General features: G+C 66.5%; 17 protein-coding genes. 6 read left to right on the top strand and 11 right to left on the bottom strand.

All coding sequences use genetic code 11. The annotated features are described in order from the left end of the window. Positions 1 to 39 precede the first annotated feature (39 nt). From recJ to AUL31_RS02470, 5 genes are all read right to left on the bottom strand, one after another. Positions 40 to 1,833, bottom strand: a complete 1,794-nt coding sequence (gene recJ, locus AUL31_RS02490; RefSeq protein WP_060600788.1) for a single-stranded-DNA-specific exonuclease RecJ — start codon at positions 1,831 to 1,833, stop codon at positions 40 to 42. Then, positions 1,833 to 2,825 (bottom strand): class II fructose-bisphosphatase, encoded by a 993-nt coding sequence (gene glpX, locus AUL31_RS02485; RefSeq protein ID WP_060600974.1) that lies wholly within the window; start codon positions 2,823 to 2,825, stop codon positions 1,833 to 1,835. Before glpX ends, recJ begins: the two co-directional genes overlap by 1 nt. A gap of 29 nt (positions 2,826 to 2,854) precedes the next feature. After that, entirely contained in the window at positions 2,855 to 4,156 is a 1,302-nt protein-coding gene (locus AUL31_RS02480) for a homoserine dehydrogenase (protein WP_060600783.1), read from the bottom strand. A 105-nt stretch (positions 4,157 to 4,261) separates the two neighbouring features. Beyond that, complete coding sequence (locus AUL31_RS02475) at positions 4,262 to 5,470, bottom strand: LL-diaminopimelate aminotransferase (RefSeq protein WP_060600780.1); 1,209 nt, start codon at positions 5,468 to 5,470, stop codon at positions 4,262 to 4,264. 125 nt (positions 5,471 to 5,595) lie between these two features. Then, positions 5,596 to 5,967 carry a hypothetical protein gene (locus tag AUL31_RS02470; RefSeq protein ID WP_060600776.1) on the bottom strand — a complete coding sequence of 124 codons (372 nt, stop codon included), beginning with the start codon at positions 5,965 to 5,967 and terminating at the stop codon, positions 5,596 to 5,598. 148 nt (positions 5,968 to 6,115) lie between these two features. On the opposite strand from AUL31_RS02470, the gene AUL31_RS02465 reads away from it, so the two are divergent. The 3 genes from AUL31_RS02465 to radC are packed head-to-tail and all read left to right on the top strand — an operon-like array spanning position 6,116 to position 9,628. After that, positions 6,116 to 7,933 carry a PHA/PHB synthase family protein gene (locus AUL31_RS02465; RefSeq protein ID WP_060600772.1) on the top strand — a complete coding sequence of 606 codons (1,818 nt, stop codon included), beginning with the start codon at positions 6,116 to 6,118 and terminating at the stop codon, positions 7,931 to 7,933. A 58-nt stretch (positions 7,934 to 7,991) separates the two neighbouring features. After that, positions 7,992 to 8,834 (top strand): type I methionyl aminopeptidase, encoded by an 843-nt coding sequence (gene map, locus AUL31_RS02460; protein ID WP_060600769.1) that lies wholly within the window; start codon positions 7,992 to 7,994, stop codon positions 8,832 to 8,834. A gap of 11 nt (positions 8,835 to 8,845) precedes the next feature. Further along, the gene (gene radC, locus AUL31_RS02455; protein WP_082646746.1) at positions 8,846 to 9,628 is read left to right on the top strand and encodes a RadC family protein; all 783 of its coding nucleotides are present in this window, start codon (positions 8,846 to 8,848) and stop codon (positions 9,626 to 9,628) included. A 10-nt stretch (positions 9,629 to 9,638) separates the two neighbouring features. Here radC and AUL31_RS02450 read toward each other — a convergent pair whose 3' ends face one another. The 5 genes from AUL31_RS02450 to AUL31_RS02430 form a co-directional block, all read right to left on the bottom strand. Next, complete coding sequence (locus AUL31_RS02450; RefSeq protein ID WP_060600766.1) at positions 9,639 to 9,917, bottom strand: hypothetical protein; 279 nt, start codon at positions 9,915 to 9,917, stop codon at positions 9,639 to 9,641. 121 nt (positions 9,918 to 10,038) lie between these two features. Further along, positions 10,039 to 10,629, bottom strand: a complete 591-nt coding sequence (locus AUL31_RS02445; protein ID WP_073468976.1) for a nucleotidyltransferase family protein — start codon at positions 10,627 to 10,629, stop codon at positions 10,039 to 10,041. Then, positions 10,619 to 11,329: an XdhC family protein gene (locus tag AUL31_RS02440; RefSeq protein WP_060600761.1), complete on the bottom strand. Its 711-nt coding sequence runs from the start codon at positions 11,327 to 11,329 to the stop codon at positions 10,619 to 10,621. The genes AUL31_RS02445 and AUL31_RS02440 overlap by 11 nt, the downstream gene beginning before the upstream one ends. Next, positions 11,329 to 11,637 carry an XdhC family protein gene (locus tag AUL31_RS02435; RefSeq protein ID WP_060600757.1) on the bottom strand — a complete coding sequence of 103 codons (309 nt, stop codon included), beginning with the start codon at positions 11,635 to 11,637 and terminating at the stop codon, positions 11,329 to 11,331. The genes AUL31_RS02440 and AUL31_RS02435 overlap by 1 nt, the downstream gene beginning before the upstream one ends. 21 nt (positions 11,638 to 11,658) lie before the next feature. Continuing rightward, a complete protein-coding gene (locus AUL31_RS02430; protein WP_060600754.1) occupies positions 11,659 to 12,159 on the bottom strand; it encodes a flavin reductase in 501 nt (166 codons plus the stop codon). A 199-nt stretch (positions 12,160 to 12,358) separates the two neighbouring features. On the opposite strand from AUL31_RS02430, the gene AUL31_RS02425 reads away from it, so the two are divergent. From AUL31_RS02425 to purB, 3 genes are all read left to right on the top strand, one after another. Further along, complete coding sequence (locus AUL31_RS02425; RefSeq protein WP_060600750.1) at positions 12,359 to 13,399, top strand: ABC transporter substrate-binding protein; 1,041 nt, start codon at positions 12,359 to 12,361, stop codon at positions 13,397 to 13,399. Then, positions 13,360 to 14,403 (top strand): P1 family peptidase, encoded by a 1,044-nt coding sequence (locus AUL31_RS02420; RefSeq protein WP_060600747.1) that lies wholly within the window; start codon positions 13,360 to 13,362, stop codon positions 14,401 to 14,403. The genes AUL31_RS02425 and AUL31_RS02420 overlap by 40 nt, the downstream gene beginning before the upstream one ends. A gap of 70 nt (positions 14,404 to 14,473) precedes the next feature. Next, positions 14,474 to 15,793 carry an adenylosuccinate lyase gene (gene purB / locus AUL31_RS02415; protein ID WP_060600744.1) on the top strand — a complete coding sequence of 440 codons (1,320 nt, stop codon included), beginning with the start codon at positions 14,474 to 14,476 and terminating at the stop codon, positions 15,791 to 15,793. A gap of 32 nt (positions 15,794 to 15,825) precedes the next feature. Here the strand turns inward: purB and AUL31_RS02410 are convergent, their stop codons facing one another. Continuing rightward, positions 15,826 to 16,602, bottom strand: a complete 777-nt coding sequence (locus AUL31_RS02410) for an endonuclease/exonuclease/phosphatase family protein (protein ID WP_060600741.1) — start codon at positions 16,600 to 16,602, stop codon at positions 15,826 to 15,828. Positions 16,603 to 16,758 lie beyond the last annotated feature (156 nt).

The raw sequence follows: 16,758 nt of genomic DNA, 5'->3' as shown, positions 1-16,758 counted from the left end.
TATCGCCCCAGCCTTAACGCCGCGTTGACGCAACAGCTCTCATTCGACGGTTTCGGCCGCGTCGACGATGCGAAAAGCCGCCTGCGCCCGGCCCTGGAAATGATCGAGGGTGATGGATCCTGCCAGATGCAACGGCCTGTCGCTGCCGGCCAGGAGCCGCTCTGCCATGGGCGTGCCGCCCGCCCTGAAGGCAACGGCAGAGACGGCGGCCCCATCCGCCGCAGCCAGGCGCAGGCGCACATGCCCTCCCGCCCCGAAAAGCTGCGCATTCTGCACACGGTGGCGTGGCATCGCGAAAACGGGTTGCGCGTGGCCGGAGCCATAAGGCCCGGCGCGGCGCAGCGTTTCGGCCAGTTCCAGCGTCAGGCCGCGCGCCGAGATCGCCCCGTCGAGGCGCAGCCCGTCGGCGTCGCGCAGCGCCTCTACCTTGTCCGATGCAGCCGCCTCGACGAAACTGCGCAAATCGCCGAGCCGTTCGCGGCGGATGGTCAGCCCGGCGGCCATGGCGTGGCCACCGCCCTTTTCGAGAATGCCGGCCAGCACAGCCTCGCGCACCAGCCCGCCTATGTTGAAGCCCGGTATCGACCTTGCGGAGCCGCTGCCCTTGCCGGCAGCGTCGAAGGCGATGGCGATGGCCGGGCGGTTGAAACGCTCTTTCAGCCGTGCCGCCACCAGCCCCACGATGCCGGGATGCCAGTTTTCGCGCGCGGTGACGAGCACGGAAGGTCCGGGGCCGTCCCCCTGCTCGCCCAGAACCTCCAGCTCGGCCTGATCGAGCATGGCGCGCTCCATCGTCTGGCGCTCTTCGTTCAGGAGATGAAGCCGACCGGCAATCTCGTCGGCCTCGTTGACGTCGTCCACCGTCAACAGACGGCTGCCCAACGCCGGATCGCCGATCCGCCCGCCGGCATTGATGCGCGGCCCGAGCAGAAAGCCCAGGTGATGCGACGAGATGGGGCCGGACAGGCGCGCGGCCCGCGCCAATGCGGCAAGGCCGACATTGCGCTGGGCGCGCATGGCCGCCATGCCGCGTATGACGAATGCCCGGTTGAGGCCGAGCAGAGGCACCACGTCGCACACCGTGGCTAGCGCCACGAGGTCGAGTTCGTCCATCAGGTCGGGCAGGTTCGGCACGCCACGCGCCCGCAGGACGCGCGATACGGAAACCAGTGTCATGAAGACGACGCCGGCGGCACAGAGATGGCCGAGGCCGGACAGATCGTCCTGCCGGTTGGGATTGACGACGGCAAGAGCCGCAGGCAGCTCGGCCCCTGTCTGATGATGGTCCAGCACCACCACATCCGCACGCCCGGCAACGGCGGCGATGGCCTCCGGGCTGGTCGTGCCGCAATCCACAGTCACGATCAGGGTGGCGCCGGCATCGGCCAGCGCCGTCAGCGCCGCCGGGTTGGGGCCATAGCCCTCAGTCAACCGGTCGGGGATGCGGATCGGCGCTTCGATGCCGAACCGCAGCAGATAGCGATGCAGCAATGCCGCGGATGCAGCGCCGTCGACGTCGTAGTCGCCGAAGATGGCGATCCGCTCCTTGCGCGCGATGGCGTCGGCGATACGCGCCGCGGCCACGTCCATATCGGTCAGGTTGGACGGATCGGGCATCAAGTCGCGGATGGTGGGCGCCAGGAAGCGTTCCGCATCATCGGGCGCGATGCCGCGCGCCGCCAGCACACGTGAAACGATATCGGGCAGGCCGTGGGCCTGGCTCATCTGGGTGGCGAGCGCCTCGGATCGCGGGTCGAGGGCATGGAGCCAGCGCCGCCCCCCCAGGGAACGCTCGACATTGAGGAAAATCCGCTCCGTACCGAAGGCCGACATCAGAGACCGAATTTTTCCCGGTCGTAGTGGCGCGCGCGGATGTGGCGGACCGTCCGCGAATAGGAGCGCATCACCAGCGTATGCGTCTCGATGCGGTTGGAATACATGCGCACGCCGTTCAACAGATTGCCGTCGGTTACGCCCGTCGCTGCAAAGATGACGTCGCCGGAGGCGAGGTCGTCCAGCGTGTAGATGCGATAGGGGTCGCGTACGCCCATTTCTTCGGCGCGGGCGCGCTTTTCGTTGGTGTTGAGTTGCAGCCGGCCTTCCATCTGGCCGCCCATGCAGCGCAACGCCGCGGCCGCCAGTACACCCTCGGGTGCACCGCCGATGCCCATATAGACGTCGATACCTGTTTCTTCCGGGTCGGTCGTATGGATGACGCCGGCCACGTCGCCATCGCCGATAAGGCGGATGGCGGCGCCCAGCGCCCGGATCTCCTCGATCAATGGCGCGTGGCGCGGCCTATCGAGGATGCAGGCGGTGACCTGCGACACCGGAACGCCCTTCGCCTCCGCCAGCGCGGTGAGGTTTTCGGACGCGCTGCGACGCAGGCTGACGACGCCCGGCGGGTAGCCCGGCCCGATCGCGATCTTTTCCATGTAGACGTCGGGCGCGTTGAGAAGGCTGCCCTTGGCGGCCACGGCGATGACGGTGAGCGCGTTGGGCAGGTTCTTGGCGCAGATGGTGGTGCCTTCGAGCGGGTCGAGGGCGATATCCACATCGGGCCCCTGCCCCGTGCCGACCTCTTCGCCGATGAACAGCATGGGCGCCATGTCGCGCTCGCCCTCGCCGATGACGATGCGCCCCGCAATATGCATCTTGTTGAGTTCGCGGCGCATCGCATCGACGGCCGCCTGGTCGGCGGCCTTCTCGTCGCCCCGGCCGCGCCACAGGGCCGCGGCCACGGCGGCGCGCTCGGTGACCCGGGCGATTTCGATGGACAGCACCCGGTCCAGCGGGCTCTGCCTTTGGCTTTCACTCATTGCCATGCCTCCCAGAAGAACCGGAACCGACACTGTCAGGCCAGCTTCTCGATGCGGATCATGCGCGGGTCTCCCCGCAGGTGGCCATCGCGTTGCACGGCATCGAGCGCCTTGCGTACCGCAGCCTCTGTCGTCTCGTGCGTGATCAGGATGACGGGCTGAACGCCGCCATCCTCGTCTTCTCGACGGCGCTGGACGATCGATTCCAGCGATATCTGATTTTCCGCCATGCGCCGGGCAATGGCGGCGAAGGCGCCCACCTCGTCGGCGACCTGCAGCCGGATATAGTAGCCGCCTTCATGGGCCCGCATGCGCGCCCGGCGATAGGGTGCAAGCTGCTGCGGCGCGATGCCCAGCGTCGGGACGCTGGTGCCGGCCGCCACGTCCAGTATGTCCGACAGGACGGCCGAGGCCGTCGCGGCGCCGCCTGCGCCGGGGCCGGCCAGCAGAATGGAGCCGAGAAGGTCGGTATCCACGGCAACCGCGTTGACGACGCCATCCACGCGCGCCAGCGCCGCATTGGCGGGGATCATCGTGGGGTGAACGCGCTGCTCGATGCCGGTGTCGGTGCGCTGCGCCACAGCCAGAAGCTTGATGCGGAAGCCGAGTTCGGATGCCGCACGGATGTCTTCCAGCGTGATCTGCGAGATGCCCTCGATGTAGATCGCATCGAGGTCGATTTCGCAGCCGAATGCCAGCGAGGTCAGGATCGCCAGCTTGTGGGCGGCGTCGAAGCCGCCGATGTCGAATGTCGGGTCTGCCTCGGCATAGCCGAGGCCCTGCGCCTCGGCCAGCACGTCGGCGAAGGCGATGCCCTCGCGCTCCATCCGCGTCAGCATGTAGTTGCAGGTGCCGTTGAGGATGCCGTAGACGCGGCTGACGCCGTTGCCGCGCAAGGCCTCGCGCATGGTCTTGATGATGGGGATGCCGCCCGCCACCGCCGCCTCGAACAGGATGGTGGTGTTCTTGCGCTGGGCAAGTTTGGCCAGTTGCACGCCATGATGGGCCAGCAACGCCTTGTTGGCGGTGACCACCGGTATGCCCCTGTTGAGGGCGGCGCGCACGCTGTCCAGCGCCGGCCCATCGGACCCGCCGATCAGCTCGACATAGATGTCGATATCGCCTTCGGCCGCCAGCTTGACCGGATCGTCAAACCAGGCCGCCGCCGAAACGTCCACGCCCCTGTCGCGGTTGCGGTCGCGCGCGCTGACAGCCGTCAGCACCACCGCACGGCCGATCGTATCGGAGAAATGCTCCCGCTTGCCGGCCAGAATACGCGCGACCGACGCGCCGACGGTGCCAAGCCCGGCCAGGCCGAGCTTCAAGGGGGAAGCCATCACGATCCTCTACGTTTTCACGCCCCCGGGGCGAGACCGCCCGGGAGCCCGTTCACTGGAATGCACCACCCGGATGCACGCACCACCCGCGACGCGGGTGCCGGCTCAGACAGCCGACGCCACCTTCTGCCCCGCCTCGTCGCCGCTTGCAAGAAACCGGCGGATATTGCGCGCAGCCTGTCGGATGCGATGCTCGTTCTCGACCAGCGCGATCCGGACATGGTCATCGCCATATTCACCGAAGCCGATGCCCGGCGCCACGGCGACATCGGCCTTTTCGATCAGCAGCTTGGAGAATTCCAAGGAGCCCATGTCCCGGTAGGGAGCCGGAATCGGCACCCAGGCGAACATGGTGGAGGGCGGCGGCGGCACCTGCCATCCGGCACGGCCGAACGATTCGACCATCACGTCGCGGCGGTGGTGGTAGATGTCGCGCGCATGGCGCACCACCTCGTCGCCGGCATTGATGGCGGCGGCGGCGGCAACCTGAATGGGCGTGAAGGCGCCATAGTCGAGATAGGATTTCACGCGCGCCAGTGCGGCGATCAGCCTTTCGTTGCCAACGGCGAAGCCCACGCGCCAACCCGGCATGGAGAAGGTCTTGGACATGGAGGTGAACTCCACCGCAACGTCCATCGCCCCTTCCACCTGCAGCACCGACGGCGGCGGGGCGCCGTCGAAGTAGATCTCGGCATAGGCGAGGTCCGACAGGATGATGATCTCGTTGCGCCGGGCGAAGTCCACCACCTCGCGGTAGAAGTCGAGATCGGCCTGGTAGGCCGTGGGGTTGGCCGGATAATTGAGGATGATGGCGATCGGCTTGGGGATCGAGTGCCGCACCGCGCGGTCGATGGCCCGCATGAACTCTTCATCCGGGCGCGCCGGGATGGAGCGGATCGTGCCGCCCGTCATCAGGAAGCCGAAGGCGTGGATGGGATAGGTCGGGTTGGGGCACAATACGACATCGCCGGGCGCGGTTATCGCCTGCGCCATGTTGGCGAAGCCTTCCTTGGAGCCCAGCGTGGCAACGATCTGCGTATCCGGGTTCAGCTTCACGCCGAAGCGGCGCTCGTAATAGGTGGCCTGGGCGCGGCGCAGACCGGCAATGCCCTTGGACGCCGAGTAGCGGTGGGTACGCGGATCGCGAATCGCCTCGCACATCTTGTCCACCACGAAGGCCGGCGTCGGCAGGTCCGGGTTGCCCATGCCCAGATCGATGATGTCCACCCCGCGCGCCCGCGCCGCGGCCTTCTTGCGGTTGACCTCCTCGAAGACGTAGGGCGGAAGCCTGCGGACCTTGTGAAACTCTTCCATCGTGATTGTCCTTGCGCCGATTTGGGGTTCTTCGACCCGGCCACCCGAAGGACGGCAACAACGAGCATGACCGGGAAATCGTCCGGGGCAGCTCGCGTCGACGGTGTCGTTTGCGGGCGCTCCCCTCAGTTCGTCTGGGCCGGACCGGCTGCCCGCACACGGGCCGCGGTAGCCTGCAACTCGGCCACGCTCTGTTGATAGCGGCCGGCACTGGAGGGGGCGGCACCGCGCGTCGCGGCGTCGGCATAACGCGCCCGCGTTTCGGCCACCGTCTCGTCGCCAACCTGGGTGGTCGCGGCGGTCGGATAGGCTCCGATGACCGGATAGCCGTTCTTGTCGAGGCGCTGGCTGGACGGGCCGGGATCGATCCGGTCCAGCACGGGCGAGACGCGCAGCGGCGCGTCGTTCTGCGGAAGATAGCTCTGGCAGGCCGCGACGAGAGGCAGACACGCCAGTAGCGCCATTGCACCAGCCCTGCCCTTTGCCATCTGCGCCATTGCGTTTCCCCTCACGTCCTACATCCTTCCATAATCGCCATGCGCGAAGCAGGAAAGCGCAAATTTCGTGAAGGCGGTCTGGCACGCCTGCGTGTTCACCGCCCGAATCGGCGCTATACTAACCATCGGAAGCGCCAGGGAGACGCCGATGAGCCGCACTGCCGACACGGCCGAGGAAGGATTTGCGGCCTATGCCGTGAAGGACCCCGAAACCTTCGCGCTCAATATGGCGCGCGCCGTGGAACAGGCAGGCAAGGCGGCGTCGGCATGGCTGGCCCCGCGCGAGAACGGCACGATGGCCGACCCGGCCGGCGCCATCCATGGGGAGATGGCGGCCTCGCTTTCGCAGGTTGCGAATTACTGGCTTTCGGAGCCTGCCCGCGCCTTTCAGGCACAGACGCGGCTGATGGCTGGCTATCTGGGTTTGTGGACGGCGGCGGCGCAACGGCTGGCCGCGGCCGAGCATGCGGCCAACGACGCGCCGGCCGGTGCTCCCGACAAGCGCTTCGCCGACCCGGAATGGCAGAAGAACCTGTTCTTCGACTTTCTGCGGCAGGCCTATCTCATGACCGCGCGATGGGCGCAGGACATGGTGACGGAAGCGGAGGGGCTGGATGCCGGCACCCGCCAGCGGGCCCGCTTCTATGTCGGGCAGATCCTGAATGCGATTTCGCCGTCCAACTTCGTGCCGACCAATCCCGAGCTCTACCGGCAGACCGTGGCCGAAAACGGCGAGAACCTCGTCCGTGGAATGACGATGTTCGCCGAGGACATGGCGCGCGGAGCCGGCACGCTGCGGCTGCGGCAGACCGGCGGCGACGGCTTCTCGGTGGGTGGCAATCTTGCTTTGACGCCCGGCGCGGTGGTGGCGGAAAACGACATCTGCCAGATTATCCAGTACACGCCGACCACGAAAACGGTCTTCAAGCGGCCGCTGCTGATCTGCCCGCCCTGGATCAACAAGTTCTACATCCTGGACCTTGCACCCGGCAAAAGCTTCATTGCCTGGCTGGTCGAGCAGGGGCACACGGTCTTCGTGATCTCGTGGGTCAACCCGACCGAGCGTCATGCCGACAAGGACTGGCTTTCCTATATCGACGAGGGGATCGTCTTCGCGCTCGACACGATCCGCAAGGCGACGCGCCAGTCCGAGGTGAACGCGATGGGCTATTGCGTCGGCGGGACGCTGCTGTCGGCGGCGCTGGCGCTTCTGCACGCGCGGGGCGACGACCGCATCAGGACGGCGACGCTGCTGGCCACCCAGGTGGACTTTACCGATGCAGGCGAACTGCAGGTCTTCGTGGACGAGCGGCAGATCGCGGCGCTGGACACGGCCATGGCGGCATCCGGAACACTCGACGGCGGCCATATGGCGACGGCCTTCAACCTGTTGCGGTCGCAGGACCTGATCTGGCCCTATGTGGTCGGCAATTACATGAAGGGCCGCGAGCCGCCGCCCTTCGACCTTCTGTACTGGAACTCGGACGCCACGCGCATGACGCGCGCCAACCATCTGTTTTACCTGCGCAATTGCTATCTGGAGAATCGCCTGTCGCAGGGGCGGATGGAACTGGACGGCACGGTCATCGACATGTCTTCGGTGACCATTCCGGTCTACAGCCTCGCAACCAAAGAAGACCATATCGCGCCGGCGCGCAGCGTCTATACCGGCGCCATGGCCTTCGGCAGCGACGTCACCTACGTGCTGGGCGGCTCGGGCCACATCGCCGGTGTGGTCAACCCGCCGGCAAAGGGCAAGTACCAATACTGGACGGGCCCGGCGCCCGATGCCGGCACGAGCTTCGATGCATGGGCGCAGGCGGCGGATATGACGCCCGGCTCGTGGTGGCCGCATTGGCAAGGCTGGATCGAGGCGCATGCCGGCAAGCGCGTCAAGGCACGCGAGCCCGGCATTGGCGGCAAGACCATCGAACCGGCGCCGGGGCGCTATGTACGCGGGGCTTGAAGAGCGTGCCCCAAGGTGCGACATGAGGGGCAGCTAAATTCTTGCAAGTGCAGCGCCCATGACAACCTACCTGGAAGCGGAAGCCAATCCGCAACGCAATACCGGCAGCATCCGTCTTTACGACGAAGCGGCCTTTGCCGGCATGCGGAAGGCCTGTCAGCTCACCGCCCGATGCCTGGACGAACTGGCCGGCCTGGTGGCGCCGGGCGTGCCGACGCAGGTGCTGGACGATTTCGTCTTCGATTTCGCCATGCGCAACGGCGCGCTGCCCGCAACGCTCAACTATCGCGGCTACACCAAAAGCACCTGCACCTCGATCAACCATGTCGTCTGCCACGGCATCCCCAACGAAAAGCCGCTGAAGGAAGGCGACATCGTCAATATCGACGTGACGCTGATCGTCGACGGCTTCTATGGCGATTCCTCCAGAATGTATCCGGTGGGCCGGGTCAAGCGCGCGGCCGAGCGGCTGTGCGAGATCACCTACCGCTCGCTGCTTCTGGCCATCGAAGAGGTGAAGCCCGGCGCGCATCTCGGCGATATCGGCGCCGCCATACAGGATTACGCGGAAGCGGAGCGTTGCTCCGTGGTGCGTGATTTCTGCGGCCATGGCGTCGGCAAGATCTTCCATGACGCGCCGAACGTCCTGCATTACGGCCGCCGGGGCGAAGGGGCTGAGCTGAAGCCCGGCATGATCTTCACCATCGAGCCGATGATCAATCTCGGGCGACCGCATGTGAAGGTGCTGTCGGACGGATGGACGGCCGTCACCCGCGATCGCTCGCTGACGGCGCAGTACGAGCATACGGTCGGCGTGACCGATACGGGCTGCGAGGTGTTCACCTTCTCGCCCGGCGGGCTCGATACGCCCGGCATCGTCCTCGACCCCATCAATCTCTGAGACGATCCTGCATGGTCAAGCGTGGGCGGCGCGGCCTCGGCGAAGCGGCGGGTTTCGGGCTGGCGCGGCATGGCGGGCCGACGCCGCACGAAGCGATCCCCGTTCCGGCGCTGCCGGATACACCTCATTATGCCGGGCACCGGGACCGCCTGCGCGAGCGCTTCGAGGCGGCAGGCGCCGACGCGCTGCCCGATTACGAGCTTCTCGAACTCGTCCTCTTCCGGTCCATTCCCCGGCGCGACGTGAAGCCACTGGCCAAGGCGCTGATCCGGCGTTTCGGCAGCATTGCCGACATTGCAGGGGCCAGCGTTTCGAGGCTGATGGAAGTTGACGGGATCGGGCACGCGACCGCGCTGGACCTTCGCATCATCGCAGCCTTTTCCGGCCGTGCGATGAAGGCCGATGTGGCGCGGCGCGATGTGCTGTCATCCATCGCCAGCGTGGTCGATTATCTCGGCGCATCGATGGGGCAACTCGGCCGCGAACAGTTCCGCATCCTGTTTCTCGACAATCGCAACGGCCTTATCGCCGACGAGGTGCAGCATGAGGGCACGGTGGACTATACGCCCGTCACCCCGCGCGAGATCATGCGCCGCGCGCTGGAGCTGGACGCCGTATCCATCGTGCTTTGCCACAACCACCCGTCAGGCGACGTGACCCCGTCCCTCGCCGATATCGACATGACCCGGCAGATCATCGGCATGGCGACGCCGCTTGGCATACGGGTCCACGATCATATCATCGTGGGGCGCGGCAAAAGCCTGTCGATGCGCACGGAACGCTATATCGACTGACCGCCCCCGGTTACTGCAGCCGGTGTTCCGAGCCGAACCGAAGCTCGCGCGGGCGGATCAACCCCTGATGCATGACGCTGACGGAATGGATGGTGGCCTCGACCTCCGTGCGCCAATGGTCGAGAAACCTGTGCAGGCGCGGAAACTGGGGGGCGATATCCTCGAACTGCCAAAGGAAGCTCTGCAGGAAATCCGGATGGTCGGGCATATGGTAGAGAACCTCCGCCGTGGTGGCGGAAAAACCGGACAGCATCTTCTGGAACGCAGGATCTGCAACGCGACTGATCATGGACGCAACACTCCTTGGCGCAAAGTTGCGGACCTTTGGGCCGCACTTCAGGGATGCTGCGCCCAACCGTTTCGGCCAAGCCGCGCACCATCAGGTGCAGCGCAAGAATCTTCCCAAAGTTTCAGTCTTTCGGCAAGTGCCCTCCGGTAGACAGGATCGCCTCCGTCGTATCGATGTCGCAACTGGCTGCCGCCCCCAGTTCCACCAGCCGGACCGACTCGCAATCGCGCACCAGCCGTCTTGCGCCGGTATCGCCGGACAGCGTGTCGACGGCTGCCGCCATCGACGCCGGCAGAATGACGGGATTGCGCATTGCGCCCTGGTCCGTGGCGACGACGAGCGATCCGGGTACGAAGGCGGCGATGAGCGCGTCGATATGGGCCGTCTCGAGCAGCGGCATATCGGCCGGCACCATCATCACGCCATCGGCCGGCATGCCGGCCGCAAAGCCCATCTTCACCGAGCCCGCCAGCCCGCCATCGTGATCGGGGTTCACCAGCACACGCGTCGGCAGCGCTTCGATCAGCGGCCTCAGCCGATCGGCATCATGCCCGACAACGGTTGTGATGCCGGCAAGGCGGCTGGCAGCGAGGCGACGGATGATCCGCACGATCTGAGGAACGCCGTCATACGTGGCCAGCAGCTTGTGGTGCGGCGCCGTGCGGCTGGACCGCCCCGCCGCCAGCACGACCGCCACCACCTCAGGCGGCAACGGACCCGCCCGTGGCAAGGTCGCGCACGGTGCGACGTTGTGCGGCGATGAGAGACGCAAGGATCGATACCGCGATTTCCGGCGGTGTCACTGAGCCGATGTCGAGGCCGATCGGCGCTTCTATCCGTGCGATGTCGGTGGCTGAAAGGCCCGCTTTGGCCAGCCGCTCGCTGCGCGCGGCATGCGATTTGCGGCTGCCCAGCGCGCCGATGTAGAACGCCGGCGACTTGCAGGCGGCAAGCAGGGCCGGATCGTCGATATCCGGATTGTGGCTCAGCGCGACAAGCGCCGACCGGGCATCCAGCGGATGGCCGGCCAGATGATCCTGCGGCCATGCTTCATGGATCTCGAAGCCGTCGAAACGGGCGACCGAGGCGAAGGCCCCGCGCGGGTCCACGATGGCGACGTCCAGCTCGGCCATGGCGGCCATTGCGGCAAGCGACTGGGCGATATGCACCGCGCCGATGATGATCAGCCTCGGCTGCGGCAGATAGACTTTCACGAAGAGGCCGCGCTCGGGCAAATGGAGGCAGGCGGAGCGGCTACCCATCGCCTGCGCGATTTCAGCACTGAGGGTGTCGCCGGCAAAGTCGGAGGCGAGGATCAGGCGGCTGTCGCCCGAAGCGGTGTCCGTTACCAACGCCACGGGGCGCCGGGTGCGGCGCTCTTCGTTGAGCGCGGCCAGATTGACGCGATCCATCAGGCGATCCGCTCGACAAGAACCTTTATGCGCCCGCCGCACGACAGGCCTGCCTGCCAGGCGCGCTGGTCGGAAACGCCGAACTCCAGCATGCGCGGCCGTCCATCGGCGATCACGTCCTGCGCCTGCGCAATCACATCCGCCTCGACGCACCCGCCCGAGACGGAGCCCTCGAATGCGCCGTCCAAGGCGATCAGAAGATGGCTGCCGACCGGTCGCGGCGACGAGCCCCATGTTTCGACGACGGTGGCAAGCGCCGCCGGACGCCCCTCGCCCGTCCAGGCTTCGGCCAGTTCGAGAACGTCCATGCTACCCACCTTTCATTGCCCTTACAGGCTATGAAACTGGCGCTCTTTGTAGAGAAGGCTAGGCGCGGCAGGCGCAACCTTGAGCCCCACGACCTCGCCGATAATGACCCGGTGGGTCGCCACGATGCGCGAATCGGTAACGCGACAGTCGAAACTGGCAAGCGCGCCCTTCAGCATCGGCGCGCCGGTGGCGGCGGTTTCCCAGCCGGCCATGGCGAAGCGCTCCTCCACGGGCAGCTTTCCCTCGCCGGCGAATGCACGTGCAACGGCCTCCTGCCCGGCTTCCAGCACATTGACGGCGAAAGCGCCATTTTCCGAGAAGCGGTCATTGCCGGCACTGGACAGATTGAGGCAGACGAGAAGCGTCGGTGGATCGTCCGAAACGGAGCAGACGGAAGTGACCGTCGTGCCGCGCAAGCCGAAGCGACCATCCGTCGTGACGATATGGACAGCCGCCGCGAAATGGCTCATCGCGTTGCGGAAGTCGAGGCGATCGATCAACGGCCCTGTCAGCAAATCCATGTCCAAATCTCCCCGGCACATGCGCCGTATCGCCTTGCGGCGATCGGACGATCCACGTCCTCAGGGTAGAAGTTAAGCATCATGCGCGGTTACACAACCTGCCCATTCGGGTGAGCGCCATTCATCGCCGTCGCTTGCGGCCTCATGCTTTCAGCATATACGTTCGCGGGAATCCAGTGTCAGGAGCATACAGAGGGTGATGATCCGCAATTCGAGGTGGCTGTTCGGCCCTGTGGTCTGTCTGGCGCTCCTGGCCCATCCGGTGCTGGCGCAGCAGCCGACACTGGGGGTCGCCGCGCCGTTGAGCGGGCCTTACGAAACGCTCGGACGGCAGTTTCTGGACGGCGTTCGTGCGGGGGCGCCCACCCTTTCCATCACCGAGCGGGATACGCCGTGCACCCCGGAAGGCGGCCGCGATACGGCACTGGCGTTCATTGCCGCCGACATCACGCTGGCCACCGGCTTTCTCTGCACGCCATCCGCCGAGGCGGCCCTGCCTGCCCTGACCGAAGCCGGCGTGCCTGTGCTGGTGGTGGGTGCACGCAGCGCGCGGCTGACGGATGTCCGACGTGGGCAAGAGCGGCAGGTCTGGCGCCTGGCGCCCCGGCCCGAAGGCGAGGCGCAGGCGCTCGCCACCGCCATCGCCGATCTGTGGCCGGGCCAGCCCTTCGGCATCGTCGAAGACGGATCGGTGCGCGCGCGCAGCCTGGCCGACGAATTGCGCGCCGCCCTGGCCCTGCGGGGGCTGGAGCCTGCGCTGGTGGACAATTACCGCCCCGCCGAAGACCGGCAATTCGCACTGGTGCGGCGTATAGGGCAAAGCGGCCTCACGCGGATCGTGGCCCTGGGCAGCGTGGCCGACACGGCCATCATCCTGCGCGATGCGGCGTCGCTGAACATCGATCTTGCGGTGCTGGGCGGCGAAAACCTGATCGACGAGGCAGGCGAACCCGCTTTGCCCGACGGCGTACGCGCCATTGCATCCAAAGGCTTCGCCGTCGCCGATGCCGACGCGGCGGCGCCGCGCCGGGAAGGCTATTTCCTGGATGGCCAGGCAGCGGGCCAGATCGCCGCCTCTGCCCTGGCCGCCGGGCAGGCCCCAGGCGCGGCGTTGAGCGGACAGACATTCGATACCGTCGCCGGGCCGGTACGCTTCGACCCCGAGGGAGAATCCGACATGCCAGGCTACGATGTGGTGGAATGGCAGGACGGGCGTTTCGTCGTGCAGCCGGAGGGTTGATCGTGGCGTGGCGGGCGGGCACGCGGAATGCGTTGACGGACATTGCGGGCATCAAGGTCGGGCACGCGGAGGATGCGCGGTTGCGCAGCGGCGTGACGGCCATCTTGTTCGACACGCCGGCGGTCGCTTCCGTCGCCATCCATGGCGGCGCGCCCGGCACGCGGGAAACGCCCCTTCTCGATGCGGAGAACCTCGTTACGGGCATCGATGGCATCTCGCTGTCCGGCGGATCGGCATTCGGGCTCGACGCCGCCTCTGGCCTGCAGGCGGCCCTGCGCGCGCAGGGGCGTGGCTTCGAGGTTGCCGGAATGCGCGTTCCGATCGTACCGGGCGCCATCCTGTTCGACCTTATCAATGGCGGCGACAAGGATTGGGGCCTGCACTCCCCGTACCGGGACCTCGGCCATGCCGCAGCATTGGCCGCCGGCGACGACCGGCGGCTGGGCACCGTAGGCGCCGGCTTCGGAGCGACGACGGCGACGTGCAAGGGCGGTCTCGGAACGGCGTCCTGCGTGCTGCCCAGCGGCATTACCGTGGCGGCGCTGGTGGCGGTGAACGCGGTCGGCTCTCCCCTCTTTGCCGGCACACGGCATTTCCGCGCCGCCGCCTACGAGATGGATGGCGAGTTCGGCGGGCTCGGCTTTCCGCCGCGCACCCCGACGGACAGCACCCCACCCGCCACCAAGTTGAACCCGACGCCCGGCGGCAACACCACGATCGCCGTCATTGCCACCGACGCCGTACTGGACAAGGCCGCCGCCAAACGGCTTGCCGTCGCGGCACATGATGGTTTTGCCCATGCCCTGTGGCCGGCCCATACCGACTTCGACGGCGATCTCGTCTTCGGCGTGGCAACCGGCGGCAGCGGCATCGCGCCGGACCCCGTCGCCCGCATCGACCTTGGCGCGGCGGCGGCCTCCGTCATGGCGCGCGCCATAGCGCGGGGCGTACATGCCGCACGGCCCGACCCGGGCGACATGGTGCCGGCCTGGAGCACGCTTTAGATTGAGGCGCGGCAGCGCGTCTGTTAAAGGGGCGCTTCTCCTCCAGCCACAGCGCCGAAAGTCAGAGCCGATGATCCCCCGTTATTCCCGCCCCGAAATGGTATCGATCTGGTCGCAGGAAACGAAGTTCCGCATCTGGTTCGAGATCGAGGCGCACGCGGCGGACGCCCTGGCGGATCTGGGCGTGATACCGAAGGAAGCGGCCCGGACGATCTGGGAAAAGGGCGGTGCGGCAACCTTCGACGTCGACCGGATCGACGAGATCGAGCGCGAGACCAAGCACGACGTGATCGCCTTCCTGACGCATCTGGCCGAATTCGTCGGGCCGGATGCCCGTTTCGTGCATCAGGGCATGACCTCGTCCGACGTGCTGGACACCTGCTTCAACGTGCAACTGCAGCGCGCCAGCACCCTGCTGCTGGCCGATCTGGATGCGCTGCTGGCGGCCCTGAAGCGCCGCGCCTTCGAGCACAAGGACACCGTCACCATCGGCCGCAGCCATGGCATCCATGCCGAGCCGACCACCTTCGGCGTCAAGATGGCGCTGGCCTATGTCGAGTTCGAGCGGGCGCGCGCCCGCCTTGTGGCCGCGCGCGAGGAAATCTCCACCGCGGCGATCTCGGGCGCGGTCGGCACGTTCGCCAATATCGACCCGCGCGTCGAGGAGCATGTTGCCGAGGCTATGGGCCTGAAGGTGGAGCCGGTCTCCACGCAGGTGATCCCGCGCGACAGGCATGCCATGTATTTTGCGACGCTTGCGGTCATCGCCTCGTCGGTGGAGCGGCTGGCCGTGGAAATCCGCCATCTGCAGCGCACCGAAGTGCTCGAGGCCGAGGAGTATTTCTCGCCCGGCCAGAAGGGCTCGTCGGCGATGCCGCACAAGCGCAACCCGGTGCTGACCGAAAACCTCACGGGCCTTGCCCGCATGGTGCGCTCCTATGCCTTCCCGGCGATGGAAAACGTCGCTCTTTGGCACGAGCGCGATATCTCCCACTCCTCGGTGGAGCGGATGATCGGGCCGGACGCCACCATCACGCTGGACTTCGCGCTTGCCCGCCTGACGAACGTCATCGACAAGCTGCTCGTCTATCCCGAGCGGATGGACCGCAATCTCAACCAGTTCCGCGGGCTGGTCCATTCGCAGCGCGTGCTGCTTGCGCTGACCCAGGCGGGAAAATCGCGCGAGGATGCCTATCGTCTGGTGCAGCGCAACGCCATGAAGGTCTGGGAACAGGGCGCGGACTTCCTGGAAGAGCTCCTGGCGGACGCGGAAGTGCGCGAGGCACTGTCGGAAGAGGAGCTGCGCGAGAAGTTCGACCTTGGCTATCACACCAAGCATGTCGACACGATCTTCCGCCGCGTCTTCAAGGATGCAGTCCCGGCGGCGTGACGCCGGAGTAACCCGGCTTAGGCGATGCGGCGTCAGCCTGCCTTGCGCAGGCGGGCGTCCATTGCCGTGTCCACGTCGATCATCAGCATCTGGTGGTCCGAGAACGGCATGTCGATGATCTCGATCCGGCAGCGCCCCATGAGATCGCCCGATACGATGCAGGGGTCGAGGCTGGCCTTCCAGGGCCCAAGCCTGAAGGTGGGCGCCATCTTGCCGTTGAGATAGGTGAAGCGCCCATCGGCCAGCAGCGGCGTCAGCTCCTGCGCGCCGCCGAACATGTTGAAATCGCCGGTGATGATGGTGGGCGTCTCGCGCTCCCGCGCCCAGCTTGCAAGCTGTTCCAACTGGCGGTGGCGTACCCGCCGCAACAGCGAGCAGTGCGCCAGAAGCACACGGACGCCCGGCAGGTCGATGTCGTAGACCAGGCGCTTCTTGCCATCGTCCAGATACCGCGCCGTAAACGGAAGATCGCCCGTTGCAAGAAACGCGCTGGACTTGCCGCGCGACACCGACAGGCGGCGGAACCGCTTGCCGGCGCTGTACTTGCCATCGATTCGCACCGTGCGGTGATGGTCTTCGCACAGCACGGGAAACTGGTCGAAAAAGCCGTTGGTAACGGAGCCCTGGTCGATCTCCAGGAAGCAGGACAGGTCGGGCTGCAACTCCCGCAGCCTGTCTTTCAGGAAATTGAGCGCCCGCATCTGTGCCTGACGGGGCGTGTAGATGTGGTGGTGGGCCCGCCCGATATGGTGCTTGAGAGACCCGTCGATATCGCGCGCATATCCGAGATTGGCGTAAACGATCCGCAACTCGTACCCTTTCCGACGAAGCGGCCTGTCGGCCCGCGCGACATAGATGCGTGCCCCATCGGGCGAAATTCCGGCATGGATATTGGCTTTCGGCAGCGCAAATTCAACATCGCGTCACCGCGCCGGCATGGTGCACCGGATGCGTTTCCACTTTCG

Source organism: Aureimonas altamirensis (genome assembly GCF_001463885.1).
Lineage (GTDB): Bacteria > Pseudomonadota > Alphaproteobacteria > Rhizobiales > Rhizobiaceae > Aureimonas > Aureimonas altamirensis.
The sequence above is the reverse complement of the archived record's forward strand: the minus strand, read 5'-3'. Positions and strand labels throughout refer to the sequence as shown.

Excerpts from the sequence above, each read along its gene's own strand:
- purB (WP_060600744.1), top strand. The coding sequence starts at position 14,474 with ATGATCCCCCGTTATTCCCGCCCCGAAATGGTATCGATCTGGTCGCAG.
- AUL31_RS02450 (WP_060600766.1), bottom strand. The coding sequence starts at position 9,917 with ATGATCAGTCGCGTTGCAGATCCTGCGTTCCAGAAGATGCTGTCCGGT.
- AUL31_RS02430 (WP_060600754.1), bottom strand. The coding sequence starts at position 12,159 with ATGGATTTGCTGACAGGGCCGTTGATCGATCGCCTCGACTTCCGCAAC.
- AUL31_RS02480 (WP_060600783.1), bottom strand. The coding sequence starts at position 4,156 with ATGGCTTCCCCCTTGAAGCTCGGCCTGGCCGGGCTTGGCACCGTCGGC.
- map (WP_060600769.1), top strand. The coding sequence starts at position 7,992 with ATGACAACCTACCTGGAAGCGGAAGCCAATCCGCAACGCAATACCGGC.
- AUL31_RS02425 (WP_060600750.1), top strand. The coding sequence starts at position 12,359 with ATGATCCGCAATTCGAGGTGGCTGTTCGGCCCTGTGGTCTGTCTGGCG.
- recJ (WP_060600788.1), bottom strand. The coding sequence starts at position 1,833 with ATGTCGGCCTTCGGTACGGAGCGGATTTTCCTCAATGTCGAGCGTTCC.
- AUL31_RS02465 (WP_060600772.1), top strand. The coding sequence starts at position 6,116 with ATGAGCCGCACTGCCGACACGGCCGAGGAAGGATTTGCGGCCTATGCC.
- AUL31_RS02435 (WP_060600757.1), bottom strand. The coding sequence starts at position 11,637 with ATGGACGTTCTCGAACTGGCCGAAGCCTGGACGGGCGAGGGGCGTCCG.
- AUL31_RS02420 (WP_060600747.1), top strand. The coding sequence starts at position 13,360 with ATGGCAGGACGGGCGTTTCGTCGTGCAGCCGGAGGGTTGATCGTGGCG.
- AUL31_RS02440 (WP_060600761.1), bottom strand. The coding sequence starts at position 11,329 with ATGGATCGCGTCAATCTGGCCGCGCTCAACGAAGAGCGCCGCACCCGG.
- glpX (WP_060600974.1), bottom strand. The coding sequence starts at position 2,825 with ATGGCAATGAGTGAAAGCCAAAGGCAGAGCCCGCTGGACCGGGTGCTG.
- AUL31_RS02470 (WP_060600776.1), bottom strand. The coding sequence starts at position 5,967 with ATGGCGCAGATGGCAAAGGGCAGGGCTGGTGCAATGGCGCTACTGGCG.
- radC (WP_082646746.1), top strand. The coding sequence starts at position 8,846 with ATGGTCAAGCGTGGGCGGCGCGGCCTCGGCGAAGCGGCGGGTTTCGGG.
- AUL31_RS02475 (WP_060600780.1), bottom strand. The coding sequence starts at position 5,470 with ATGGAAGAGTTTCACAAGGTCCGCAGGCTTCCGCCCTACGTCTTCGAG.